General features: G+C 67.3%; 21 protein-coding genes and 1 pseudogene. 9 read left to right on the top strand and 13 right to left on the bottom strand.

All coding sequences use genetic code 11. From position 1 onward, the window contains the following. Positions 1 to 2: 2 nt before the first annotated feature. The 3 genes from SGRAN_RS19040 to SGRAN_RS19030 form a co-directional block, all read right to left on the bottom strand. Positions 3 to 740, bottom strand: coding sequence for a hypothetical protein (locus SGRAN_RS19040; protein ID WP_067186186.1), 738 nt, complete (start codon positions 738 to 740; stop codon positions 3 to 5). Positions 741 to 750: 10 nt separating this feature from the next. Then, a complete protein-coding gene (locus tag SGRAN_RS19035; RefSeq protein WP_067111886.1) occupies positions 751 to 1,962 on the bottom strand; it encodes a toxic anion resistance protein in 1,212 nt (403 codons plus the stop codon). A gap of 74 nt (positions 1,963 to 2,036) precedes the next feature. Next, positions 2,037 to 2,996 (bottom strand): bile acid:sodium symporter family protein, encoded by a 960-nt coding sequence (locus tag SGRAN_RS19030; RefSeq protein WP_067186184.1) that lies wholly within the window; start codon positions 2,994 to 2,996, stop codon positions 2,037 to 2,039. 313 nt (positions 2,997 to 3,309) lie between these two features. Between SGRAN_RS19030 and SGRAN_RS19025 the strand changes: the two genes are divergently transcribed. The 4 genes from SGRAN_RS19025 to SGRAN_RS19010 all read left to right on the top strand — a co-directional run bounded on the left by SGRAN_RS19025 (position 3,310) and on the right by SGRAN_RS19010 (position 6,754). Beyond that, positions 3,310 to 3,966, top strand: coding sequence for a 5'-methylthioadenosine/S-adenosylhomocysteine nucleosidase family protein (locus SGRAN_RS19025; RefSeq protein WP_067111889.1), 657 nt, complete (start codon positions 3,310 to 3,312; stop codon positions 3,964 to 3,966). A gap of 95 nt (positions 3,967 to 4,061) precedes the next feature. Then, on the top strand, positions 4,062 to 5,909 hold the full coding sequence (gene typA / locus SGRAN_RS19020; protein ID WP_067186182.1) for a translational GTPase TypA: 1,848 nt from the start codon (positions 4,062 to 4,064) through the stop codon (positions 5,907 to 5,909). A 95-nt stretch (positions 5,910 to 6,004) separates the two neighbouring features. Next, the gene (locus SGRAN_RS19015) at positions 6,005 to 6,418 is read left to right on the top strand and encodes a hemerythrin domain-containing protein (protein WP_067186181.1); all 414 of its coding nucleotides are present in this window, start codon (positions 6,005 to 6,007) and stop codon (positions 6,416 to 6,418) included. A gap of 75 nt (positions 6,419 to 6,493) precedes the next feature. Then, positions 6,494 to 6,754: a DUF3297 family protein gene (locus SGRAN_RS19010; RefSeq protein ID WP_067186179.1), complete on the top strand. Its 261-nt coding sequence runs from the start codon at positions 6,494 to 6,496 to the stop codon at positions 6,752 to 6,754. Positions 6,755 to 6,785: 31 nt separating this feature from the next. Here the strand turns inward: SGRAN_RS19010 and SGRAN_RS19005 are convergent, their stop codons facing one another. The 3 genes from SGRAN_RS19005 to SGRAN_RS18995 form a co-directional block, all read right to left on the bottom strand. Continuing rightward, positions 6,786 to 7,352: a CHAP domain-containing protein gene (locus SGRAN_RS19005; RefSeq protein WP_067186177.1), complete on the bottom strand. Its 567-nt coding sequence runs from the start codon at positions 7,350 to 7,352 to the stop codon at positions 6,786 to 6,788. 190 nt (positions 7,353 to 7,542) lie between these two features. Then, positions 7,543 to 9,897, bottom strand: coding sequence for a putative bifunctional diguanylate cyclase/phosphodiesterase (locus SGRAN_RS19000; RefSeq protein WP_067186174.1), 2,355 nt, complete (start codon positions 9,895 to 9,897; stop codon positions 7,543 to 7,545). A gap of 105 nt (positions 9,898 to 10,002) precedes the next feature. Continuing rightward, a complete protein-coding gene (locus SGRAN_RS18995) occupies positions 10,003 to 11,763 on the bottom strand; it encodes a fatty acyl-AMP ligase (protein WP_067186173.1) in 1,761 nt (586 codons plus the stop codon). A gap of 223 nt (positions 11,764 to 11,986) precedes the next feature. Between SGRAN_RS18995 and SGRAN_RS18990 the strand changes: the two genes are divergently transcribed. The 4 genes and pseudogenes from SGRAN_RS18990 to SGRAN_RS23080 all read left to right on the top strand — a co-directional run. Further along, a complete protein-coding gene (locus SGRAN_RS18990; RefSeq protein WP_234002490.1) occupies positions 11,987 to 12,517 on the top strand; it encodes a regulatory protein RecX in 531 nt (176 codons plus the stop codon). Positions 12,518 to 12,561: 44 nt separating this feature from the next. Then, the gene (locus tag SGRAN_RS18985) at positions 12,562 to 13,008 is read left to right on the top strand and encodes a DUF192 domain-containing protein (RefSeq protein ID WP_082737481.1); all 447 of its coding nucleotides are present in this window, start codon (positions 12,562 to 12,564) and stop codon (positions 13,006 to 13,008) included. Between the two features lie 90 nt (positions 13,009 to 13,098). Beyond that, positions 13,099 to 13,485 carry an NADH:ubiquinone oxidoreductase subunit NDUFA12 gene (locus tag SGRAN_RS18980; protein WP_067111910.1) on the top strand — a complete coding sequence of 129 codons (387 nt, stop codon included), beginning with the start codon at positions 13,099 to 13,101 and terminating at the stop codon, positions 13,483 to 13,485. 164 nt (positions 13,486 to 13,649) lie between these two features. Continuing rightward, positions 13,650 to 13,886: pseudogene (locus SGRAN_RS23080) on the top strand (DUF2155 domain-containing protein); the annotation flags it as partial. A gap of 44 nt (positions 13,887 to 13,930) precedes the next feature. On the opposite strand, the gene aat reads toward SGRAN_RS23080, so the two are convergent. Both aat and SGRAN_RS18970 read right to left on the bottom strand, forming a co-directional pair. Beyond that, positions 13,931 to 14,716 carry a leucyl/phenylalanyl-tRNA--protein transferase gene (aat, locus tag SGRAN_RS18975; protein WP_082737480.1) on the bottom strand — a complete coding sequence of 262 codons (786 nt, stop codon included), beginning with the start codon at positions 14,714 to 14,716 and terminating at the stop codon, positions 13,931 to 13,933. After that, positions 14,713 to 15,546, bottom strand: a complete 834-nt coding sequence (locus SGRAN_RS18970) for a class I SAM-dependent methyltransferase (protein WP_067186168.1) — start codon at positions 15,544 to 15,546, stop codon at positions 14,713 to 14,715. Before SGRAN_RS18970 ends, aat begins: the two co-directional genes overlap by 4 nt. A gap of 79 nt (positions 15,547 to 15,625) precedes the next feature. Between SGRAN_RS18970 and SGRAN_RS18965 the strand changes: the two genes are divergently transcribed. Beyond that, on the top strand, positions 15,626 to 15,811 hold the full coding sequence (locus SGRAN_RS18965) for a hypothetical protein (RefSeq protein WP_148650926.1): 186 nt from the start codon (positions 15,626 to 15,628) through the stop codon (positions 15,809 to 15,811). A gap of 257 nt (positions 15,812 to 16,068) precedes the next feature. On the opposite strand, the gene SGRAN_RS18960 is transcribed toward SGRAN_RS18965, so the two are convergent. The 5 genes from SGRAN_RS18960 to atpA form a co-directional block, all read right to left on the bottom strand. Continuing rightward, positions 16,069 to 17,562 (bottom strand): CpaF family protein, encoded by a 1,494-nt coding sequence (locus SGRAN_RS18960; RefSeq protein WP_067113816.1) that lies wholly within the window; start codon positions 17,560 to 17,562, stop codon positions 16,069 to 16,071. Positions 17,563 to 18,241: 679 nt separating this feature from the next. Beyond that, entirely contained in the window at positions 18,242 to 18,499 is a 258-nt protein-coding gene (locus SGRAN_RS18955; protein ID WP_067112951.1) for an ATP synthase F1 subunit epsilon, read from the bottom strand. A gap of 108 nt (positions 18,500 to 18,607) precedes the next feature. Continuing rightward, positions 18,608 to 20,149, bottom strand: a complete 1,542-nt coding sequence (atpD, locus tag SGRAN_RS18950; protein ID WP_082737358.1) for a F0F1 ATP synthase subunit beta — start codon at positions 20,147 to 20,149, stop codon at positions 18,608 to 18,610. A gap of 14 nt (positions 20,150 to 20,163) precedes the next feature. Further along, positions 20,164 to 21,039 (bottom strand): F0F1 ATP synthase subunit gamma, encoded by an 876-nt coding sequence (locus tag SGRAN_RS18945; RefSeq protein WP_067112953.1) that lies wholly within the window; start codon positions 21,037 to 21,039, stop codon positions 20,164 to 20,166. A 76-nt stretch (positions 21,040 to 21,115) separates the two neighbouring features. After that, positions 21,116 to 22,645 (bottom strand): F0F1 ATP synthase subunit alpha, encoded by a 1,530-nt coding sequence (gene atpA / locus SGRAN_RS18940; RefSeq protein ID WP_067186164.1) that lies wholly within the window; start codon positions 22,643 to 22,645, stop codon positions 21,116 to 21,118. Between the last annotated feature and the right edge of the window lie 13 nt (positions 22,646 to 22,658).

Raw genomic sequence — 22,658 nt, 5'->3', positions numbered from 1 at the left:
GGTCAGGACGTCGGCGCGTCGCCCCCGTCTTCCGCCTCCAGCCCATGATATTTGAGCTGGAGATAGCGCTCGCGCGTCGCGAGCTTGTCGAGTTCGCCCGCGGCCAGACTGCGCGCGGCCTCGCCGATCTCGCGTTCGAGCATCCTGAGGCCGCCGACCAGCGTTTCGTCGGGGGTACGGCCGGCGTGCGCCTCGCCGCGCAGCCCGGCGGGGATGCGCTGATAGCCCGCGACCAACTCGGGCAGATCCTCGCCGACGAGCTTGCGGATGTTGCCGGCCGCCGGGGTCGCGGGGTCGAGCGTCTGGAGCTGCGGCGCGAGCAGGTCGAGCTGGACGCCGATGCCGTCGACGAGTTGGCGCGCCGGCGCGGGGAGCGCGGGGCGCTGCGCCTCCAGCCATATCTCGGTACGCCCCGCGAGCTGCTTGAGGTCGGCCTTGGGCAGGTCGGCCTGGCGCGGTTCGGGGAAGGGCGGCCATTTGCCGAACAGGATCGCGACGCCGATCAGCAGCAGCGTGACCGCCATCACCCCGGCAAAGCCGAGCGGCTGGATCAGCATGCCGAACAGCGCCGCCGCGATCAGCACCGCGCCGCCTGCCATGCAGATGCGGCCGATCTTCCGGAACAGATGCTGGCGACGCAGCGCCATGCTCTTGGTGCCGATCGGCCGCCGGCGTTCGCGCGACCGCTCGATCGCGGCATTGCCGAGCATGATCGTCTGATCGGTCTCATTCATCGCCATCGCCGCCTCGTCAGCCCTCGAGCGCCGCGAGCGGACTGTCGGCGCCGCCGACGCTCGCCTGCGCCTGGCTCGCGCCCTCGGCGCGCGCGATATAGCCCTTCGACTTGGCGACCTCGCCTTCCAGCGCCGTCACCGTCGTCTTCATCGTGTCGAGCGCCTTCAGCTTGAAGGTGTCGATTGCGTCCATCGTGTCGTAGATGTTCTGAAAGGCGCGGCTCAGCGTCTCCATCGGGATCGTGCTCGATGCCGCCTGTTCGTGGATGCGCGCGGTGTTGTCCTTGAGCATCTTCGACGTGCCGTCGATGATGTTCGCGGTCGTCGTGTTGAGCGCGGTGATCTGTTCGAGCACCAGCTTCTGGTTGGTCATCGCCTGCGCCACGGTGATCGCGGTCTTGAGCGCCCCGACGGTGGTCGTGCTGGCGCGGTCGACCCCCTTCACCAGTTCGACATTGTTCTTCTTGACGAGATCGAGCGCGAGATAGCCCTGCACCGTCACCGCCATCTGGGTCAGCAGGTCCTGCGTGCGCTGACGGGCATAGAAGAGCGCATTTTCGCGCAGGATCTTCGCCTTGGCCGGGTCGCTGCCGTCGAGTTCGTTCGCCTTCGCCTCCAGCCGCTGGTCGAGCGTGTTCGCGATGTGGACCATCTGCTCCAGCTTGCCCATCGATTCCCACATCTTGCGGCGTTCGACGTCGATGGCGGCATTGTCCATCAGCAGCTCGTCCTTGCCGTTGGCGAGCGCGGTCAGGATGCCGCTGATGTGAGTCTGGGCGCTGCGATACTGCGCGAAATAATTGCTGACCTTGCTGCCAAAGATCTTGTCGAGGAAACCGCGCTTGGTCAGCAGCTTGCCGTTCGCCGACGGGTCGAGCCGTTCGACGGTGGTGCGCAGTTCGATCAGATTCTGGCCGATGTCGGTGTCGCGGTCCATCGCCCGGACCGGGCGGTCGAGGAAGCGGTTGCTGTGGCTCGCCGCCTCCAGCATCTCCTTGCGGCCCATGTTGGTGATCTGGTCGATGCGCTTGCCGAACTCGGGCGAATTCTCGTCCTGCGCGACGAGATCGTCGATGAAGCTGTCGACGCGTTCCTCCAGCTTCGATTTCTGCTCGGTCGACAGCGGCACCAGCCCGGCGGCCTTTTCGGGCGACACGGCCGGGACAGGTTCGGGCGGCGTCAGCTTCAGTTCATCGGTGGCGGTCGCCGTCGCGGTGTCTTCGCTCATTCCACTTCCTTCCAGCCCTCAAGTCGGCTCTGGGCCGAAGCCTATATGGCACGCGGCACTGTGTTGTTCAAGCATCACACCTCTTGCGGCCGATTCAGGAACGGCGCGATCCACGCGGAGAGGATGAGCTGCGCCATATGATAGACGAGGATCGGCACCAGCACCACGCCCGCGATGGCCGGGGGAAAGAGCGTCGCGGCGAGCGGCGCGCCCACCGCGATGCTTTTCTGCGCGCCCGCGAAGAGCAGGGTGACGCGGTCGGGCCGGCGCAGGCGCAGCAGCCCGCCCAGGGCCCAGGCGGCCGCAAAGGCCAGCGCGAGCAGCGCCGCAACCGCGGCGAAGGTGATGCCGATCTCGCGGCCGTCGAGCCGGGTCCAGATGCCGCCGACCACCGCCGCGGAAAAGGCGACATAGACCGCGATGGCGATCGAGGTGCGATCCATGAAGGTCGCCAGTTCGCGATGCCGCAGCACCCAGGGACGCAGCCAGCGCTGCGCCGCCTGCCCCGCGACGAAGGGCAGCAGCAGGATCAGGGCGATGCGCAGCGCCGCCGCGCCGCTGATCGCGCCCGCGTTCCCCGCGAGCGCGGCGAAGAGGAGCGGGGAGGCGATGACCCCGGTCAGGTTGAGCAGCGCGGCGGCGACGACGCTCGCCGCGACATTGCCGCCCGCCATGCTGCTCGATGCGGTTGCCGACTGGACGGTCGAAGGCAGGATGCCTAGGAAGAGGAAGCCAAGCGCCAGGGTCGCGGGCAGGAAGGGCGCGGTCGCTGCCTGCGCGACAACGCCGAGCAGCGCCATGCCGCCGAAGCAGAAGGCGAGGCCAGCGCCCTGCAGCTTCCAGTTGCGGACGCCGTGCAGCACCTCGTCGCGCGGCAGCCGCACACCGTTGAGGAAGAAGAGCAGGACGATCGCCGCGGTCGACACGCCCTGCGCTACGGGCACCGCCTCGCCGCGCACCGGCAGCAGGCTGGCGATCAGGATCGTCGCGAGCAGGACGGGGACGAAGCGGTCGGGGAAGATGCGTGCGAGCATGATCGGGGCGATGGCGGGATGCGCGGGGATTGGCAAGACTCGTCAACAGGCGCTCCCCCCGCTGGAAGATGAATCGGGTACAGGACCCAGCGCTCCGCGCCGGGACGGCGCCGCGGGTGCCCTTTGTAGCTTTGGCCGTTGCCGGGCGAGCGCAGCCTCGTGGGCGCGCGAGGGGACAGGCGGCGCGGCGAGAGCGGGATTTTCGGCATCGAGTGGAGAGGCTGGCGCCGCGCGGTTTTGCAGGACAGAGATTTCCTGCGCGCGCCTGCGCGAATCCTTTTCCATCCGACGATGCCGTCGCTACAGGGCGTCCATGTCCCGCATCCTCATCCTCGCCGCGCTCCCCGAAGAGGCGGACGCCCTTTTCCCCGGGGAGGGCGTGCGCACCGCCGATGGCTTCGCCATCCGCCGCCTTGCGGTGCGGGGGCATGCCCTCGCCGTTGCGACCTGTGGGCTCGGCAAGGTCCATGCGGCGCTTGCCGCCGGCCTGTTCGGCGGCGACGCCGACCTGTTGCTGATGAGCGGGACCTGCGGCGCGCTCGATGCCGAGGCGGGGCGCGCCTATTGGCTCGCCGAGGCGGTGCAGCATGATTACGGCACGGTGCGTCCCGACCGCTTCGACCGCTATCGCGCGGGCGAATGGCCGGCGGGAGAGGTGGGCGAGGCGCATTTCGCTGCCATGCCCGATCCCGGGCTGGGCCTGCCGCATGCGCGAATCGCGAGCGGCGACAGCTTCATCGCCTGCCCCGACGTGGCGGCCGGGCTCGTGCGCGGCCTTGGCGCGACGCTCGTCGATATGGAGGTGGGCGCCGTCGCGCAGGTCGCCGCGCGGCTCGGCAAGCCGTGGGCGGCGGTCAAGGCTGTCACCGATACGGCGGACGAGGGAAGCAGCCGCGACTTTCACGCGAACCTCGTCCGCGCCGCCCGCGCGGCGGCGATGGAGGTCGAGCGGCTGATCGCGATGCTGTGACATCGGCAATTTTGTTGCGCCGCAGCAGCAAATTCGCTAGGCGCGCCGCCGAAGTGCGGCGCAGCGCCGCCATGCCCCCGTTAAGGTATTTTCTGATGTCATTGCGTAATATCGCCATTATCGCGCACGTCGATCATGGCAAGACAACCCTTGTCGACCAGCTTTTCCGCCAGTCGGGCACCTTCCGCGACAATCAGCGCGTCGATGAGCGCGCGATGGATTCGGGCGATCTCGAAAAGGAACGCGGGATCACCATCCTCGCCAAATGCACCTCGGTCGAATGGGGTGAGGGCGAAGAAAATGGGGGTGCGGGCACGACGCGGATCAACATCGTCGACACGCCGGGCCACGCCGACTTCGGCGGCGAGGTCGAGCGCATCCTGTCGATGGTCGATGGTGTCATCCTGCTCGTCGACGCGGCCGAAGGGCCGATGCCGCAGACCAAGTTCGTCACCGGCAAGGCGCTGGCGCTCGGCCTGCGTCCAATCGTCGTCGTCAACAAGATCGACCGCAGCGACGCGCGTCCCGCCGAAGTGCTCGACGAGGTGTTCGAGCTGTTCCTGACGCTCGACGCGAGCGACGAGCAGCTCGATTTCCCGATTCTCTATGCCTCGGGCCGCTCTGGCTTCGCCTCGCCGGACCCCGATGCGCGCGACGGCGACTTCAAGCCGCTGTTCGAAACGATCGTCGGCCATGTTCCCGCGCCGGGCCTCGACCCCGACGGACCGTTCAGTTTCCTCGCGACGCTGCTCGATCGCGACAATTTCATCGGCCGCGTGCTCACCGGGCGCGTCCAGTCGGGGACGGTCAAGGTCAACCAGCCGATCCATGCGCTCGACGCCGACGGCAAGGTGATCGAGACGGGCCGCGCGTCGAAGCTGCTCGCCTTTCGCGGGCTCGACCGCGTGCCGGTCGAGGAAGCCCGCGCGGGCGACATCGTCGCCATCGCGGGCCTCACCAACGCCACCGTCGCGAACACCATCGCCGACCCGAGCGTCAGCGAGCCGATCGCCGCGCAGCCGATCGACCCGCCGACGCTGTCGATGCGTTTCGCGGTCAATGATTCGCCGATGGCGGGGCGCGAGGGCAGCAAGGTGACGAGCCGGATGATCCGCGATCGCCTGATGCGCGAGGCCGAGACCAACGTCGCGATCCGCATCACCGAAAGCGCCGACAAGGACAGCTTCGAGGTCGCGGGGCGCGGCGAGTTGCAGCTCGGCGTCCTGATCGAGACGATGCGCCGCGAGGGTTTCGAACTGGGCATCAGCCGTCCGAGGGTGCTGTATCAGACCGACGAGAACGGCCAGCGCACCGAGCCCTATGAAACCGTGGTCATCGACGTCGACGACGAGCACAGCGGCACGGTGGTCGAGAAGATGCAGGTGCGCAAGGCCGAGCTGACCGACATGCGTCCGTCGGGCGGCGGCAAGACGCGCATCACCTTCAGCGGCCCGTCGCGCGGCCTGATCGGCTATCACGGCGAATTCCTGTCCGACACGCGCGGCACCGGCATCATGAACCGCCTGTTCGACCGATACGGCCCCTACAAGGGCGCGATCGAGGGCCGCAAGAACGGCGTCCTGATCTCGAACGGCGCGGGCGAGGCGGTGGCCTATGCGCTCGGCCCGCTCGAAGAACGCGGCATCCTCTTCGTCTCGCCCGGCGAGGCGCTCTATGAGGGGATGATCATCGGCGAGAATGCGAAGCCCGACGACCTCGAGGTCAACCCGATGAAGTCGAAGCAGCTCACCAACTTCCGCTCGACGGGCAAGGACGACGCGATCCGCCTGACACCGCCGCGCCGGATGACGCTCGAACAGGCGATCGCTTATATCGACGACGACGAGATGGTCGAGGTGACGCCGAAGAACATCCGCCTGCGCAAGGCGATCCTCGACCCGCACGAGCGCAAGAAGGCGGCGCGCAAGAAGGAAGCGGCATAGGCGGCAGGACAGGCCGGCGAGGCTTGCGTTAACCGTCTTTTCACGGCGGCGGTCTAGGGCCGAATGCGAGGGACCGCTCGGTAAAAGAGGGGCCCATGCATATCGCCGGGGAGACGCGCCGCCTGCGGGACGAGCATACCGCGCTGGCCACTTTGTCGCACTATCTGCTCGATCTGGTAGCCGCGCCCGAACCGCCGCGGCCGACCGAGATCGAGGCGGTGCGCGGCCTGTTCCACGATACGCTGGTCCGCCACCTGAAATGCGAGGATTGGGCGCTCTATCCGCGCCTGCGCGACAGCGGCGATCCCGCGCTTGCCGATCTGGCGCAGCTTTTCGTGGCGGAGATCGGCACCCTCGCCGACGAATATGCGCGCTATGACGGCCTGTGGCCCACCGGGCGAATCGCGGCCGAATGGCCGCGGTTTCGCCGCGAGACGCGGGCGATCCTCGCCGCGCTGCGGCGGCGCATGGCGCGCGAGGAACGGGAGCTTTATCCCGTCGCAGAATAGGGGCAATTTCTGGCGACAATGCTTGATTTGCCGGCCATCCTCGCCTAGCCGCGCGGCAGTTTCTGGAGATTGACGATGACCGATACGCCCCCCGACCGCCTGTCGACCAACCCGCGCTCGCCGCATTTCGACATGGAGGTGCTGCAGCGCGGCATCGGCATCCGCTTCAAGGGCAAGGAACGCACCGACGTCGAGGAATATTCGATCTCCGAAAGCTGGATCCGCGTCGCGGCGGGCAAATCGAAGGACCGTTTCGGCCAGCCGATGACGATCAAGCTGTCGGGCGAGGTCGAAGCGTGGTTCGAGGATGACGCCGACGAGAGCGGCGAGGAATAAGTCGAGCCCCTCCCCGCAGGGGAGGGCCGGCTCAGCCGCCGAGCGAGGCGGCGACGATGTCGAGGCCGTTGCCGGGCTTCCAGTCGTTCTGCGTCCACACCGGGGTATCGAACGCCTTGCGCTCGGGCTGGGCGGCGCCGTCCGCATAGATGAAGCCCTGCACCGGATTGGCGCGCAGCCCGAGGTCGCCGATCGGCGCATACCAGACGCGGACCATGCTCCAGTCGCCGGCGTCGCTGACGTCGATGACACGGACGTTGCGCTCGATCTGGCCGCGGCGGCCGTTGATCGGCGACCAGTTGGCATGATCGATCAGGATTTCGCGGTCGCTGACGACCTTCTTGACCACCGCGACGTGGCCCGACGGCATGCCGCGTGTGCCGGCAAAGGCCATCACCGCGCCCTTGCGGGGTTCGTGGCCGCGATCGTAGCTGCCCGCCGCTTGCGACCACCAGGTCTTGGCGTTGCCGCGGATCTCGACGCCCGATTCGGCGCGGGCGAAGGGGACGCACTGAAGATAGTCGGCGGCGATCGCGGGGACGCTGGCGATCAGCGAGGTGCACAGCGCGACGGCACCCAGAAAGCGGCGATGGAGCATGAAAGGCGACCCCCATTTGGCTTGTCTTCAAGCGTTGCAGCGTCCCTGCCGCAGCTTTCGGGCGCCACCAACCGCCTAGCGACGAATCGCGCTACTGCTGCGGTGGGTGGGGGAACCTTTTGTTAAGGCTTTCGATTCGTCGCGGCACGCCATCGGATCGTCGCCGATCCAGCCCGGCCGGAACGGCCCGTCACGCCGCGGCTGTGGCCAGATTCTCGGGCGGGCGGAACAGCGTCAGTACGTCGGCGGCGGGCATCGGGCGCCCGTAATAATAGCCCTGGATGTTGCTGCAGCCGAGTGCGCGCAACGTGTCGACTTCGATCTCGGTCTCCGCCCCCTCGGCGGTGGTCGACATGCCCAGGCTGTCGGCGAGCGCGACGACGGCACGGATGATCGCGATCGATTCGATGCTGCCCTTTGCGGCGCCGACGACGAAGCTGCGATCGACCTTGATCGTCGAGAATTGCGTCTTGCGAAGATAGCCGAGCGACGAATAGCCGGTGCCGAAATCGTCGAGGCTGAGGCGGATGCCGAGCCCGATGAGCTGGTCGAGAAGCTGCGCCGCGCCGCCGCCATCGCGCAGGAAGACGCTTTCGGTCACCTCGATCTCTAGCCGGTGCGGCGGCAGTCCCGACTGCGCGAGCGCCGAGACGACGACCGAGGCGAAATTGGGGTCGGTGAGCTGTTCAGCCGACACGTTGATCGCGACCTTCAGGTTCGCGGGCCAGCGCATCGCCTCGTGGCACGCGGTACGCAGCACCCATTCGCCGATCGGCGCGATCAGCCGCGAATCCTCGGCCAGCGGGATGAAACGGCCGGGCGGGACGGAGCCGAGTTTCTGGTTGGTCCAGCGGATCAGCGCCTCGAAGCCGTTCAGCGTCCCGTCCTCTGCGGTGACGACGGGCTGGTAATAGAGTTCGAATTCCCCGCGATCGAGTGCGCCGCGCAGTTCCTGCTCCATCACGCGCCGCTCTTCGGCCTGCGCGTGGAGCGAGGCGACATAGGCGGCGACGACGTTGCCGCCCTTGTCCTTCGACTTGTAGAGCGCGAGGTCGGCGTTGCGCGTCAGCGTCTCGACCGTCGCGCCGTCCTGCGGGCCGATCGCATAGCCGACGCTGGCACCGACGAAGAGCTGGTGGTTGTCCACGACATAGGGGCGGCTGAGCGTCGCGATGATCCGCCGCGCCATCTCCTCGGCCTCGTCGGCGGACGGGGCCTGGTGAAGCACCACCGCGAATTCGTCGCCGCCGAGGCGGCCGCAGGTCATGCTGCGGTCCATCATCCCCTTGAGCCGCGCCGCGACCTGCGCGAGCAGCTTGTCGCCGATGGGGTGTCCCAGCGTATCGTTCACCGCCTTGAAGCGGTCGAGGTCGATCATCAGCAGCGCGCAGCGCGACCGGGCGCTCTGCGCCTGGTCGAGCGCGCGGGCCAGCGCCTCGTTGAGGCTGAGGCGATTGGGCAGGCCTGTCAGATTGTCGAAGCGCGCCATCTTGGCGATCTGCTCGGCCGAAACCCGCTGTTCGGTCACGTCCGATCCGACGCCGCGAAAGCCGAGGAATTTGCCCGCCTCGTCGAGGCGCGGAGAGGCCGACAATTCCCACCAGCGCGGCTTGCCGCCGATCGTCACCGGGACGATCAGGTTGGAAAAGCTTTCGCGCCGTTTCATCCGCTCGGCCATATCGTGCAGACTGCGGGGGAAATTCCCCGTCTCCCACGCGTCCCCCGACAGCGCCTGGACCAGCGGCTGTCCCTCGAGCGCGTCGGCCGCCGCGCCGAGCGCATAGGCGAGGCGCGGCGAGACGTGGACGAGGCGGCGGTTGCTGTCGGTCTGCCACAGCCAGTCGGCCGAGGTTTCCTCGAATTCGCGCAGCAGCAGGCTGACCGTCTCGCTCTTTTCATGCAGCACCTCTTCGGCGCGGCGGAAACGGATATGGTTCTGCGCGAACCGAATGCAGAAGAAGCTTAGGAGCAGGCCCGCGGCGACCGCGACGACGGCGAGCTGGGGCGCGCCGGCGCGGACGAGCGCAACGGCCGCCGACAGGCTGACCGGCGCGATATAGAGGATGCACACGGTTGGAAGGCTGTGCGCGATCATTGCCAGCGTCAGCATCATCAGCAGGGTGGTGGCCCACATCGCAAGCGCATGGTCGGTGCCGGGCGACAGCCCCTGCAGCCAGAAAGGCACTGTCCAGAGCAGCGCCGAATAGAAGGCGTGCCGGTTGCACAGCGCGAATTCGGCGGGCCCCGCGATCCGCGCTTCCCCCAGCGGCCGGGTGGCGAACGAACGATAGGACCACAGGCTGAAGCTCAGCGCGCAGGTGAGCCAGCCGGCGACGATCACCGAGCGGACGTGGGGCACCATGGTGAAGGCGGCGATCAGCGCCATCGCGACGCCCATCCACAGCCGCAGCGAGCCCCGGCCGCGAAGCGGCGCAAGCTGGAGCTGGCGAAGGTGCGCGATGTCCCGGTGCGACGCCCCCAGCCCCAACAGGGTGCGCACGGAAACGTCATCGGCCGGATTCTGGTCGGTCAACAGGCTTTTCACGCCGCCTGTGTAGCGGGGCGGGGTTACCCGAAGGTAACTGCGCCCGCTCCGTCCCGGCGCTTTCGTGTCGGGATGGAGCGAATCGGGCGCCGAACGGGCCCGCCGTCAGGCGGCGATGGCAAAGGGCTGAATCTCGCCCGCCAGATATTGCGCGCGCGCCTTCGACCGGCTGAGCTTGCCCGAGCTGGTGCGCGGCAGGGTGCGCGGCGGGATCAGCTCGACGAGGCAGTTCATGCCGGTGATCGCGCGGACGCGGTCGCGGATCGCCTCGCGCAGCGCGACACGCTCGGCCTCGTCGCTGGTGCGGCACTGGACGAGCACGGCGGGCGTTTCCTCGCCTCCGGGGGCGGTGATCGCGAAGGCGGCGATGTCGCCGGACTTGAAGCCGGGCAGCTGCTCGACCGCCCATTCGATATCCTGCGGCCAGTGATTCTTGCCGTTGATGATGATCATGTCCTTGGCCCGGCCGACGATATAGATGTAGCCGTCGGACAGATAACCCATGTCGCCGGTGTCGAGCCAGCCGTCCTGCATGCAGGCGGCGGTCGCATCGGGATCGCGGTAATAGCCGGTCATCAGCGACGGACCGGTGCACCACACCTTGCCGACCGTCTGGTCGGGCAGGACATGGCCTTCCTCGTCGCGCACCTCGATCGTCATGTCGCGCACCGCGCGGCCGCAATTGACGATCGCGCGATAGCGGGTCGGGCGGTCGCCGTTGCCCGCGGCGCCCGACAGTTCGGTCTCCTCGACCAACTCGACGACGATCCCTTCGCCCGGCGGCATGATGCTGACCGCGAGCGTCGCCTCGGCGAGGCCATAGCTCGGCAGGAAGGCGCCGGCCTGGAAACCCGCTTCGGCAAAGGCGTCGACGAAGGCCTGCATCACGTCGGGGCGGATCATGTCGGCGCCGTTGCCCGCGACGCGCCAGCGCGACAGGTCGAAGCGGTCGGCGACATTGGTCTGGCTGGAGATGCGGCGGGCGCAGATGTCGTAGCCGAAGGTCGGCGAATAGCTGAGCGTCGTACCCTCGTTGCGGCTGATGAGGTCGAGCCAGGCGAGCGGCCGGCGCGCGAAATCCTCGGTCTTGAGATAATCGACCGACACCTGGTTGGCGACCGGCGACAGGAAGCAGCCGACGAGCCCCATGTCGTGATACCAGGGCAGCCACGACACGCAGCGGTCGCTGTCCTGCAATTTCATGCCGTGCGCATGCGCGGCGAGATTGTTGAGCAGCGCGGCATGGGTGACCGCCACGCCATGCGGGAATCGCGTCGAGCCGCTGCTGTATTGAAGGTAGCAGGTTTCGTCGCTCTTCTGTTCGGGCAGCGGGGCGACCGGCGCCGGGCGCGCGGCGAATTCGTCCCAGTCGACGGGCGTCACGCCCTTCGCCTTGGCCGCCTCGATCGCCATCGCGGCGATGTCGGGCGGGAAGAAGAGCAGCGCGGGGTCGCAGCTTTCGAGCTGGACGACGAGCTGGCCGACATAGGAATCGCGGCCGCCGAAACTGGTGGGCAGCGGCAGCGGCACCGGCCAGGCGCCGGCGTGGATGGTGCCGAAGAACAGCGCGGCGAATTCGGCGCCGGTCTCGGCGATCAGCGCGATGCGGTCGCCGGGCTGGACGCCCGCCGCGATCAGCCGATAGGCGGTGGCGATCGCGTCGTCGCGCAGCTCGCGATAGCTGTAGGCGCGCACGAGGCGCCCGCGCGGATCGTGGAAATTGAGCCCGCGCGTGCCCGCGGCGGCATAGGCGAGCGCTTCGCCGACGGTGGCGAAATCCGAAAAACGGCGCGGCTGCGCGCATTCGGTGGGCGTCGGGGTCGGCGCGACGGTATCATTCGGTGCGACGTTGTTTTTTTGGGTCATAGGGGGTGCGAGGTCCCGGGATGCGGGACGCGCGGCAACAAGCATGTCATCTTTTTCGGCCATGACGGGGCTGCGCGATCCCTTGCAGTTCGAACAAATCGCCCATTTTCGGGCCTTATCGGCCCGATATGGCGGCGCTGGTCGTTCTCAATCGGGCCCGACTGTGGCATAAACATGGCATATGTCGCACAGCCGCGTTCCATCCGACCGTCGGAAAAAGCCGTTGGACGCAGCCCGGCTCGACGAACTGGCGCTCGCCTATGTCGCGCGATTCGCGACGAGCCGCGCCAAATTGACGCGCTATCTGGCCCGCAAGGTCCGCGAATCCGAATGGCAGGGCGATGCCGACGCCATGGCGGCGTGCGATGCGGTCGCCGACCGGATGGAGCGGCTGCGCTTCCTCGATGACCGCCAATATGCCGCGATGCGCGCGGGGGCGATGACGCGCCGCGGGTTGGGCGTGCGGCGGGTGAAGGCGCAGCTTTTCGTCGACGGCATCGCGGACGAGGACAGCGGCGAGGCGATCGCCGAGGCCGAGGAGCGCGCGATGGCGGCGGCGGTCGGTTTCGCGCGGCGGCGGCGCTTCGGCCCTTTTGCGACGCGCGCGGCCGACGATCCGGCGCAGCGCGAGCGGCAGGTCGCGGCTTTCGTCCGCGCGGGGCATGCGCCGGCGCTGGCGCGGCGCATCCTTGCGATTGCGCCCGGCGACGATGCGGCACTCGCGGCGCTGGACGGCGAGGCGGCGCTCGATTAGGAAAAGCCCGATTGGCCGGCGAAAGGAACTGCCGAATGCGTGCGATGATGACCGCTTTTGCCCTGGTGCTGGCGCTGCCGGTGACGGCCTGTGCCAAGGATTCGGACGCCCAGTCGCAGAGCGCGACGGTCCCGCTGACCGTCGCGATGATGGGCGTGCAGCACAAGTTCCAGGTCGAGGTCGCGCGCACCGCCGAGGAGCAGGCGCGCGGCCTGATGTTCCGTACCAGCCTGCCCGCCGACGGCGGCATGATCTTTCCCTTCACTCCCCCGCGCCCGGCGAGCTTCTGGATGAAGAACACGCTGATCCCGCTCGACATGATCTTCATCCGCGCCGACGGCAGCATCGACCGCATTGCCGAGAACACGATCCCCGAATCGCTCGAACCGGTGGTCAGCGGCGGCGACGTCGCGGCGGTACTCGAACTCGCGGGCGGAACGGCCGCCCGGCTCGGGATCGACGAGACCGCCACGGTGACGTGGAAGAATTGACGCTCTGACCCTCATTGGGGACCGGATTCTCGGTCTTCCCGACCTTTCGCGCTTGCGAAGCGCGGCGGCTTGCCTGTAAACGCCACGGCCATGAGCATCCTCGGCAAGATTTTCACCTGGTGGGACGGCGCGACCGTCGGCACGCTGCTGAACAGCTGGAAAAATGGCGAGAAGGTCGGCGAGGACAGCCTCGGCAACCGCTATTACCGCGCGCGCAAGGGGAATCGCCGCTGGGTGATCTACAACGGATCGAACGACGCGAGCCGCGTGCCCCCCGAATGGCACGGCTGGCTGCACGGCACGCTCGACGAACTGCCGTCGGAGGCGCTGCCCGCGCCGCGCCCGTGGCAGGCCGAGCCGACGCCGAACCTGACCGGCAGCCTCGGCGCCTATCGCCCAGCGGGCGCGCTCGAGCGCGGCGGGCGCCGCGCCGCCGCGACCGGCGACTATGAGGCCTGGCGCCCCGGCGCCGAGTGACCCGCGCGGTGGTGCGCCCGCTTCCGATCGCGCTTGCGGCGCTGCTCGCGGCGACGGGGCTCGCCGCCTGCGACCGCGGCCCGGCGAAAAAGGTCGACAAGGCCGAGGCGGTGCGCTCCGAAAGCGTGCCGCAGGAAGTCGGCGGGATCGAGGGGGCGACCCCGATGGCCGAACGCGTCGCGGTGCTCGGCCTGCTCAACAAGCGCAACGGGCTGGTCCGCGAGCTGGAGATGAAGCCGGGCGATTCGGCGCGCGTGGGCCGTGCGATCGTCCGCCTGCGCGCCTGCGAGCAGACCGCGCCGTGGGAAGACCCGCCCGAAACCGGCGCCTTCGTCCAGCTGTCGGTGCAGGATCAGCGCGACGACAAATGGTATCGCGTCTTTTCAGGCTGGATTTTCCGCGAGCGGCCCGAACGCAACGTGATCCAGCACCCGATCTTCGACGTCTACGTCAAAAGCTGCGCGATGACATATCCCGGCGGCGAGCCGGTCGCGCGGGCGGCTCCCAAGTCGGATGCGGCGCCCAAGGCGTCGAGCGCGCCCCAGTCGCCCGCCACGAACGGCGGCGAAGGGACGACCGCTGCACCCGCCCCGCCGTCGCCGCCACCTGCACCGGCGACCCCGCCCGCCGCTCCGCCCTCGACCCCTGACAACACCGAATAGAGCCGCGCGAGATAGGCGGCCTGCGGGATTTCGATCGCGCCGAGGCTCGCCAGGTGCGGGGTGATGAACTGGCAGTCGAGCAATTGCCAGCCGCCCGCCTTCAGCCGCGCGACGAGATGCGCCAGCGCGACCTTCGATGCGTCGCGCACGCGGCTGACCATCGATTCGCCGAAGAAGGCGCGCCCCAGCGACACGCCATAGAGGCCGCCGACCAGCGCGTCGCCCAGCCAGCATTCGACGCTGTGCGCGTGGCCAAGGCGGAACAGCCGTTCGTAGCTCGCCTTGATGATCGGGTTGATCCACGTCGTCGGCCGGTCGGGTGCCGGCTCGGCGCACAGCGCCATCATCGCTGGAAAGGCGGTATCGGTCGTCACTCGAAAGCGGTCGGCGACGATCACCTTCCGCAAGCTGTGCGACAGATGGAAGCCGTCGAGCGGCAGGATCGCGCGCAGCCGCGGCTCGACCCAATGCACTGACGGATCGTCCGCCCCGTCGGCCATCGGGAACAGGCCCTGCGCATAGGCGCTGAGCAGCAGCGCGGGGTCGATGGTTTCGAGCGGCTTGGTCAGCTTGCGGGCTTCACGAATTTCAGCGTCATGCGGTCCGATTCGCCGATCGCCAGATATTTGTCCTTGTCCTTCTCGCCCTCGGTCAGCGTCGGCGGCAGCGTCCACACGCCCTTTTCATAATCGTGCGTGTCCTTGGGGTTGGCGTTGATGTCGCTCTCACCGGCGAGGCGGAAGCCCGCGGCTTCGGCAAAGGCGACGATCGACGAGCGCTTCATGTAGCCGCTCTTTTCCTCGCGTGCCGAATCCATCTCCTCGGGCAGGCGATGCTCGACGACGCCCAGCACGCCGCCGGGTTTCAGCATCGCATAAATCTGCTTGAACGCGTCGGCGGTCTTGTCGGCGCCGCCGAAGCGCCAGTTGTGGACGTTGCGGAAGGTCAGCACGACGTCGGCGCTGCCGTCGGGTACCTTCGGACCCGCGCCGGTCGCCGGAAATTCGGCGAGCCTGACCGCGCCATAGACGTCGGGGTGTGCGCCCTGCCACTCCTTGATCTTGTTGAGGCCGCGTTCCCACGGCGCAGCGGCATAGAGCGTGCCGCCGCCTGCCCTGGCGAGCGGCGCGAGGATTTCGGTGTACCAGCCGCCGCCCGGCCACAGCTCGACGACGGTGTCGCGGCCGGTGACGCCGAAGAAGGCCAGCGTCTCGGCGGGGTGGCGATAGGCGTCGCGCGGCAGGTTCGCCGCAGTGCGTGTCGGTGCCGCGACCGCCGCCGCGATCGCATCCGACGGCTGCGCTGCCGCCTCGCCCGCGGCCGCGTTGGACGATGGGGCGCTGCAAGCAGCCGAGGCGGCGAGCAGGGCGGCTATTGCAACGGGACGAAAATGACGCATATCGGCACCTTTCGGCTGGCAGGGGCCGGTGGGGCCGATCCTGCTGGGGAAGGTCCATAGTGCGAAGGGAAGCGCGTCGATGCAAGTGTCCATGCTGTCGGTCAGCATCGGGGCGGTGGTACTGTTCGGCATTGCCGAAATTGCCGAATGGCGCCGCAAGCACCGGCATGACGTTGACCGGGTCGGCTTCATGCCGTGGCGCGGCATCGCGCTCGCCAGCATCGCGGTGGCGCTGTTCGCAGCGGCGTTCGCGCTCAAGGGCTGATTCCCCTTGCCGCAAAGCGGCTAGGCGTAGTTGGATGAGGGTGTCTGCGTGGCGTGTTTGCGCGCCGTCGATACCCTCCCCAGCTTCGACTAGGCCATGATGACATGAGACGGACTCGTCATTGCGAGCGGCGAAGCCGCGCGGCAATCCAGAGTCGCGAAAACCGCCCTGGATTGCTTCGCTCCGCTCGCAATGACGAAGTGGGTCAATCCAAAGTCATCGGGGTCTAGGCGGCAAGCCGCCAAGTCTGCGCAACCCTAGAGGCACGCTTCCAGATAGGGCTGGTCGAAACCGAACTGGCGCGCCTTTTCCAGCGTATAGGGGCGCAGGCCCATCGAGCGATATTCGCCGACGATCTTGCCGTCCTTGTCCTCGTCCAGATATTCGAACTTGAACAGTTCCTGGGTGACGATGACGTCGCCCTCCATGCCGATCACCTCGGTGACGTTGGTGACACGGCGCGAGCCGTCGCGCAGGCGCTTGATCTGGACAATCAGGTCGACCGAATCGGCGATCTGCTTGGAAATCGCCTCCTTCGGAATCTTGATGTCGCCCATCAGCACCATATTCTCCATACGGCCGAGGCATTCGCGCGGGCTGTTCGAGTGGAGCGTGCACATCGAGCCGTCGTGGCCGGTGTTCATCGCGGCGAGCAGGTCGAAACATTCGGCGCCGCGAACCTCACCCATGATGATGCGGTCGGGACGCATACGCAGGGCGTTCTTGACGAGGTCGCCCATGTGGATCGCGCCGTTCCCTTCCAGGTTCGCGGGGCGCGTTTCGAGCGGCAGCCAGTGCGGCTGCTGCAGCCGGAGTTCGGCGGCGTCCTCGATCGTCAACACGCGCTCGCCGGGGTCGATCATCTTCGACAGCGCGTTGAGCATCGTCGTCTTGCCCGAGCCGGTGCCGCCCGAGATGACGATGTTGAAGCGGCTCGCGCCCGCGATCTTCAGCGCGGTGCACATCTTCTGGCTCATCGCGCCCCATTGGCACAGCATGTCGAGCGTGATCGGCTTGGCCGAGAATTTACGAATCGAAATGGCCGTGCCGCGCAAGCTGAGCGGCGGGACGATGACGTTGACGCGGCTGCCGTCCTTCAGGCGGGCGTCGGCAAGCGGCGTGGTCTGGTCGACGCGACGGCCGACCTGGTTGCAGATGCGCTGCGCGATCTGGAACAGATGCTGTTCGTCGCGGAACTGGATCGGCGCGATGACGAGCTGGCCCTTGCGTTCGACATAGGTCTGGTAGGGCCCATTGACCATGATGTCGGAAATATCGGGGTCGGCGAGCAATTCCTCGAGCGGGCCGAAGCCCAGCAGTTCGTCGACGAGCACCTTTTCGAGCGCGAATTGTTCGCGGCGGTTGAGCGTGATGCGCAGCTCGGCCAGCACTTCCAGGATGATCGGCCGGAATTCCTCGGTCAGCTCGTCCTTGCTCAGCGTCGCCGCGGCCTCCGGATCGACGCGTTCGAGCAGGCGCGGCAGCACCTGTTCCTTGATCTTGTGGACGCTCGCCTCGAACCCCTGCGCCCGTTCGGGCTCCATATTCTCGGCCGACGAGCGCTGGTTCAGCCGCTCCATCGCCTCCAGCTCGGGGCTGAGGGGCGAGGGCGCCGGATCGTGCGCGGCGGGCGCGGGCTCGATGGGCGGGAACTGGCTTCCACCGGGCACGCCGGGCCCAGTCTGCATCGGCTTCGCCACGCCAAAGGCGGGGCGGCCAGCGGTTCCGGGACGACGTCCGAATGCACTCATCACTTCATCCTGCTTCTCGTTCGGGGTGAGTGCGGCTTTCGCCAGCAGACCCCCCATCAAGCAGGGTGAATAAAAGGGAAACTTTGATAATCTCCTAATAGCCCGACAGGTAGGTGGAGGGTGACGATGCGCTTTGCGATGCTATCCGCAGCGTATCCGCTACTGGCGCGAGGCCGGACGATTGAGGGCGCGCATCTCGCTGATGGATGGCAGAAAAGCGCGAGAGTGGACCTATGTGCCGACAGGCGGCAGCCAAGGGAGCTTTCGACCCGGAGGCGCCATCCGATCTTTCGTCACCCCGAACTTGTTCGGCACATATGTCCTTCAGGCAAGTAAGGCGCTGTTCCCCGGCGAAAGCCGGGGTCCAGATGATACAGCGCTACCCCTCGTGGACCCCGGCTTTCGCCGGGGAACGGCTAGAGCGGCGTACCATAAACCCGCACGGCCCCTTATCCGTTCGTGTCGAGCGCAGTCGAGACACCCATCGGCCTTGCGCCACGCTGATGAGTGTCTCGACTTCGCTCGACACGAACGGGACGATGGGTCAGATTTAAGGCTCGATGCTCTAGCTGTCGAAAAGGGATCATTGCCGACTTATTTCAGGAAGCGACGGCTTTCCACCCCGAAGCGGCCAATAAAAAGGGGCCCGAAGGCCCCTTTGATCCGCGATATCGCGGCGTCAGCCCGCGATGCGTTCGGCAAGCACGGTCAAACCGGCCTCGTTCACTTCGGCGAAGCCGCCTTCGACTTCGATCGTCTCGGGCGCGGCACCGGCGCTGGCATAGATGGTCAGCGGACCGTTGCGCAGCGTCGTCATGAAGGGCGCATGGCCTTCGAGCACCGAGAAGTCGCCTTCGCTGCCCGGCACGGTGACCATATGGACGTCGCTCGACCGTTCGAGGCGGGCGGGGGTGACGAGTTCGAACTTCAGGGCCATTCTCTAATCTCCCCCCTCCCGCTTGCGGGAGGGGTCGGGGGTGGGCTCGTTCCGGGCAGGCCGCTGGCCCGCCCCTACCCCCTCCCGCTTGCGGGAGGGGAGCTTCTATTACGCTGCTTCCGCCGCCAGCTTGGCGGCCTTGGCGACCGCTTCCTCGATGCCGCCGACCATGTAGAAGGCGGCTTCGGGCAGATGGTCGTACTCGCCGTCGACGACCGCCTTGAACGACTTGATCGTGTCCTCGATCTGCACGAACTTGCCGGGGATGTTGGTGAACACCTCGGCGACGTGGAAGGGCTGCGACAGGAAGCGCTGGATCTTGCGGGCGCGGGCGACGGTCAGCTTATCTTCCTCGCTGAGTTCGTCCATGCCGAGGATCGCGATGATGTCCTGCAGCGACTTGTACTTCTGCAGCGTTTCCTGAACGCGGCGGGCGGTCTCGTAATGCTCCTGCCCGACGACGCGCGGTTCGAGGACGCGGCTGGTCGAATCGAGCGGGTCCACCGCCGGATAGATGCCGAGTTCCGAGATCGCGCGCGACAGCACGGTCGTCGCGTCGAGGTGGGCGAACGACGTCGCCGGCGCGGGGTCGGTCAAGTCGTCCGCGGGAACGTAAATGGCCTGTACCGAGGTGATCGAGCCCTTGGTGGTCGAGGTGATGCGTTCCTGCAGCGCGCCCATGTCGGTCGACAGCGTCGGCTGATAGCCCACGGCCGAAGGAATACGGCCGAGCAGCGCCGACACTTCCGAACCCGCCTGCGTGAAGCGGAAGATGTTGTCGACGAAGAAGAGCACGTCCTGGCCTTCCTGGTCGCGGAAATATTCGGCCATGGTCAGACCCGACAGCGCAACGCGGGCACGCGCCCCCGGCGGTTCGTTCATCTGGCCGAACACCAGCGCCACCTTCGACCCCTCGGGGGTCGGGTTGCCGTCGGCGTCCTTGGCGATGACGCCCGCGTCGAGGAATTCATGGTAAAGGTCGTTGCCTTCGCGGGTGCGTTCGCCGACGCCCGCGAACACCGACACGCCGCCATGGCCCTTGGCGATGTTGTTGATCAGTTCCTGAATGAGCACGGTCTTGCCGACGCCGGCGCCGCCGAACAGGCCGATCTTGCCGCCGCGCGCGTAGGGCGCGAGCAGGTCGATGACCTTGATGCCGGTGACGAGGATCGCCGCCTCGGTCGACTGGTCGACGAATTCGGGGGCCTTGGCGTGGATCGGCGCGGTCATGTCGCTGTTGATGGGGCCGCGTTCGTCGATCGGATCGCCGATGACGTTGAGGATGCGGCCGAGCGTCTGCGGGCCGACGGGCACCGAAATCTGCGCTCCGGTGTCGGTGACGGGCTGGCCGCGGGTCAGGCCGTCGGTCGCGTCCATCGCGATGGTGCGGACGGTGTTCTCGCCGAGGTGCTGCGCGACTTCGAGGACCAGGCGATTGCCGCCGTTGTCGGTTTCGAGCGCGTTCAGAATCGCGGGCAGCGCGCCGTCGAACTGGACGTCGACGACGGCGCCGATCACCTGCGCGACGCGGCCGGTCGCGGCGCCGGCCGCGGCCTTCTTCGGCGCGGCGGCCTTGCTCGCGGCCGGCTTCTTGGGCGCGGCGGCCTTCTTGGCGGGAGCCTTCTTTTCAGGGGCGGGTGCGGTGGCCATGTGCTTCTTCCTGCTTACAGCGCTTCGGCGCCGGAGATGATTTCGACGAGTTCGGTGGTGATCGCGGCCTGGCGGCTGCGGTTATACTGGATGGTCAGCTTGTTGATCAGGTCGCCCGCGTTGCGCGTCGCATTGTCCATCGCGGTCATCGACGCGCCCTGTTCCGACGCGGCGTTTTCGAGCAGACCCTTGAAGATCTGGATCGTCACGTTGCGCGGCAGCAGGTCGGCGAGGATCGCCTCCTCGTCGGGCTCATATTCGACCGCCGCGCCGCTCGAAGCCGGGGCTTCGTCGGGGGCGGGGACGGGGATGAGCTGCTGGCCGGTCGCCTCCTGCACCAGCGCCGAGCGGAACTTCGAATAGAAGAGGTGCGCGACGTCGAATGCGCCCGCCTCGAACAATTCGCTGATCTTCTCCGCGACCTCGCGTGCCTGCTCGAAGCCGATCTCGCGGATGCCGGTCGTCTCGTAATTCTCGATGATCTGGCCGGGGAACAGGCGGTTGATCACCGGGCGGCCCTTGCGGCCGACGAGGAAGAAGCGAACCGTCTTGCCCGCGGCCTGCAACTCGTGCGCCTTGTCGCGCGCCGCCTTGACGATGTTGCTGTTGAACGCGCCCGCGAGGCCGCGGTCGCTGTTCAGCACCAGCAGCAGGTGGGTGTCGCTCTTGCCGGTGCCCGACAGCAGCTTCGGCGCGCCGTCGGCGGCGCCGACCTTCGACGCGAGGCTCGCGACGACGCCTTCGAGCCGCTCGGCATAGGGACGCGCGGCCTCGGCCGCGGCCTGCGCCTTGCGCAGCTTGGCGGCGGCGACCATCTTCTTGGCCTTGGTGATCTTCTGGGTCGATTTGACCGAGTTGATCCGCCCTTTGAGTTCCTTAAGACTGGCCATCAAGCCTCTCTCTGTGTGTCCCCGCGAAGGCGGGGACCCATGGACCTCCGCCTTCGCGGAGGTGCACGATTAAGGGTTAAGCGAATATCTTGGCGAAGGCGTCGAGCGCGGCGACCAGGCCCTTCTTGGCGTCGTCGCCCAGGTCCTTGGTGTCGCGGATCATCTTGAGGACATCCGCATGGTCGCTGCGCAGATAGGCGAGCATCGCCGCTTCGTAACGGGTGACGTCGTTCACCGCGACGGTGTCGAGATAGCCGTTGGTGCCGGCGAAGATCGACGCGGTCTGCTCCTCGAACGGCATCGGGTGGAACTGCGGCTGCTTGAGCAGCTGCGTCAGGCGCGCGCCGCGGTTGAGCAGCTTCTGCGTCGCGGCGTCGAGGTCCGAGCCGAACTGCGCGAAGGCTTCCATCTCGCGATACTGCGCGAGCTCGAGCTTGATCGAGCCCGACACCTTCTTCATCGCCTTGGTCTGTGCGGCCGAGCCGACGCGGCTCACCGAAAGACCCACGTTGATGGCGGGGCGGATGCCCTGGTAGAAGAGGTTGGTTTCGAGGAAGATCTGGCCGTCGGTGATCGAAATCACGTTGGTCGGAATATAGGCCGACACGTCGCCCGCCTGCGTCTCGATGATCGGCAGCGCGGTGAGCGAGCCCGAGCCGTTGTCGGCGTTCATCTTCGCCGCGCGCTCGAGCAGGCGGCTGTGCAGGTAGAAGACGTCGCCGGGATAGGCTTCGCGGCCCGGCGGGCGGCGCAGCAGCAGCGACATCTGGCGATAGGCGACGGCCTGCTTGGACAGGTCGTCATAGACGATCACGGCGTGCATGCCGTTGTCGCGGAAGAATTCGCCCATCGTCACGCCGGTGTAGGGCGCGAGATACTGCAGCGGCGCAGGCTCCGACGCGGTCGCGGCGACAACGATCGAATATTCCATCGCGCCATTCTCTTCGAGCTGGCGGACGATCTGCGCGACGGTCGAGCGCTTCTGGCCGACGGCGACATAGATGCAATAGAGCTTCTTGCTCTCGTCATCGCCCTTGTTGACTTCGCGCTGGTTGATGAAGGTGTCGATGGCGACGGCGGTCTTGCCGGTCTGACGGTCGCCGATGATCAGTTCGCGCTGGCCGCGGCCGACGGGAACGAGCGCGTCGAGCGCCTTGAGGCCGGTCTGCACCGGCTCGTGTACCGACTGGCGCGGGATGATGCCGGGCGCCTTGACCTCGACGCGCATGCGCTTGTCGGCCTTGATCGGCCCCTTGCCGTCGATCGGGTTGCCGAGACCGTCGACGACGCGGCCGAGCAGGCCCTTGCCGACGGGGACGTCGACGATCGTGCCGGTGCGCTTGACGGTGTCGCCTTCCTTGATCTCGGCGTCCGAGCCGAAGATCACGATGCCGACGTTATCGGCTTCGAGGTTGAGCGCCATGCCCTTCACGCCGTTGGCGAATTCGACCATCTCGCCGGCCTGGACATTGTCGAGGCCGTGGACGCGGGCGATGCCGTCGCCGACGGAGAGCACCTGGCCGATTTCGCTGACCGTGGCGTCGGTCCCGAAATTGGCGATCTGGTCCTTGATGACCTTGCTGATTTCAGCGGCGCGGATTTCCATTATTCAGCCTTTC

Source organism: Sphingopyxis granuli (assembly GCF_001559015.1).
GTDB classification, from domain to species: Bacteria; Pseudomonadota; Alphaproteobacteria; order Sphingomonadales; family Sphingomonadaceae; genus Sphingopyxis; species Sphingopyxis granuli.
The sequence above is the reverse complement of the archived record's forward strand: the minus strand, read 5'-3'. Positions and strand labels throughout refer to the sequence as shown.

Coding starts and splice junctions, on each gene's coding strand:
- SGRAN_RS19030 (WP_067186184.1), bottom strand. CDS start 2,996: ATGCTCGCACGCATCTTCCCCGACCGCTTCGTCCCCGTCCTGCTCGCG.
- SGRAN_RS19025 (WP_067111889.1), top strand. CDS start 3,310: ATGTCCCGCATCCTCATCCTCGCCGCGCTCCCCGAAGAGGCGGACGCC.
- SGRAN_RS19010 (WP_067186179.1), top strand. CDS start 6,494: ATGACCGATACGCCCCCCGACCGCCTGTCGACCAACCCGCGCTCGCCG.
- SGRAN_RS18985 (WP_082737481.1), top strand. CDS start 12,562: ATGATGACCGCTTTTGCCCTGGTGCTGGCGCTGCCGGTGACGGCCTGT.
- SGRAN_RS18980 (WP_067111910.1), top strand. CDS start 13,099: ATGAGCATCCTCGGCAAGATTTTCACCTGGTGGGACGGCGCGACCGTC.
- SGRAN_RS19040 (WP_067186186.1), bottom strand. CDS start 740: ATGGCGATGAATGAGACCGATCAGACGATCATGCTCGGCAATGCCGCG.
- atpA (WP_067186164.1), bottom strand. CDS start 22,645: ATGGAAATCCGCGCCGCTGAAATCAGCAAGGTCATCAAGGACCAGATC.
- SGRAN_RS18945 (WP_067112953.1), bottom strand. CDS start 21,039: ATGGCCAGTCTTAAGGAACTCAAAGGGCGGATCAACTCGGTCAAATCG.
- SGRAN_RS19035 (WP_067111886.1), bottom strand. CDS start 1,962: ATGAGCGAAGACACCGCGACGGCGACCGCCACCGATGAACTGAAGCTG.
- SGRAN_RS18955 (WP_067112951.1), bottom strand. CDS start 18,499: ATGGCCCTGAAGTTCGAACTCGTCACCCCCGCCCGCCTCGAACGGTCG.
- SGRAN_RS18960 (WP_067113816.1), bottom strand. CDS start 17,562: ATGAGTGCATTCGGACGTCGTCCCGGAACCGCTGGCCGCCCCGCCTTT.
- SGRAN_RS18965 (WP_148650926.1), top strand. CDS start 15,626: ATGCAAGTGTCCATGCTGTCGGTCAGCATCGGGGCGGTGGTACTGTTC.
- typA (WP_067186182.1), top strand. CDS start 4,062: ATGTCATTGCGTAATATCGCCATTATCGCGCACGTCGATCATGGCAAG.
- SGRAN_RS18970 (WP_067186168.1), bottom strand. CDS start 15,546: ATGCGTCATTTTCGTCCCGTTGCAATAGCCGCCCTGCTCGCCGCCTCG.
- SGRAN_RS19005 (WP_067186177.1), bottom strand. CDS start 7,352: ATGCTCCATCGCCGCTTTCTGGGTGCCGTCGCGCTGTGCACCTCGCTG.
- SGRAN_RS19015 (WP_067186181.1), top strand. CDS start 6,005: ATGCATATCGCCGGGGAGACGCGCCGCCTGCGGGACGAGCATACCGCG.
- atpD (WP_082737358.1), bottom strand. CDS start 20,149: ATGGCCACCGCACCCGCCCCTGAAAAGAAGGCTCCCGCCAAGAAGGCC.
- SGRAN_RS18995 (WP_067186173.1), bottom strand. CDS start 11,763: ATGACCCAAAAAAACAACGTCGCACCGAATGATACCGTCGCGCCGACC.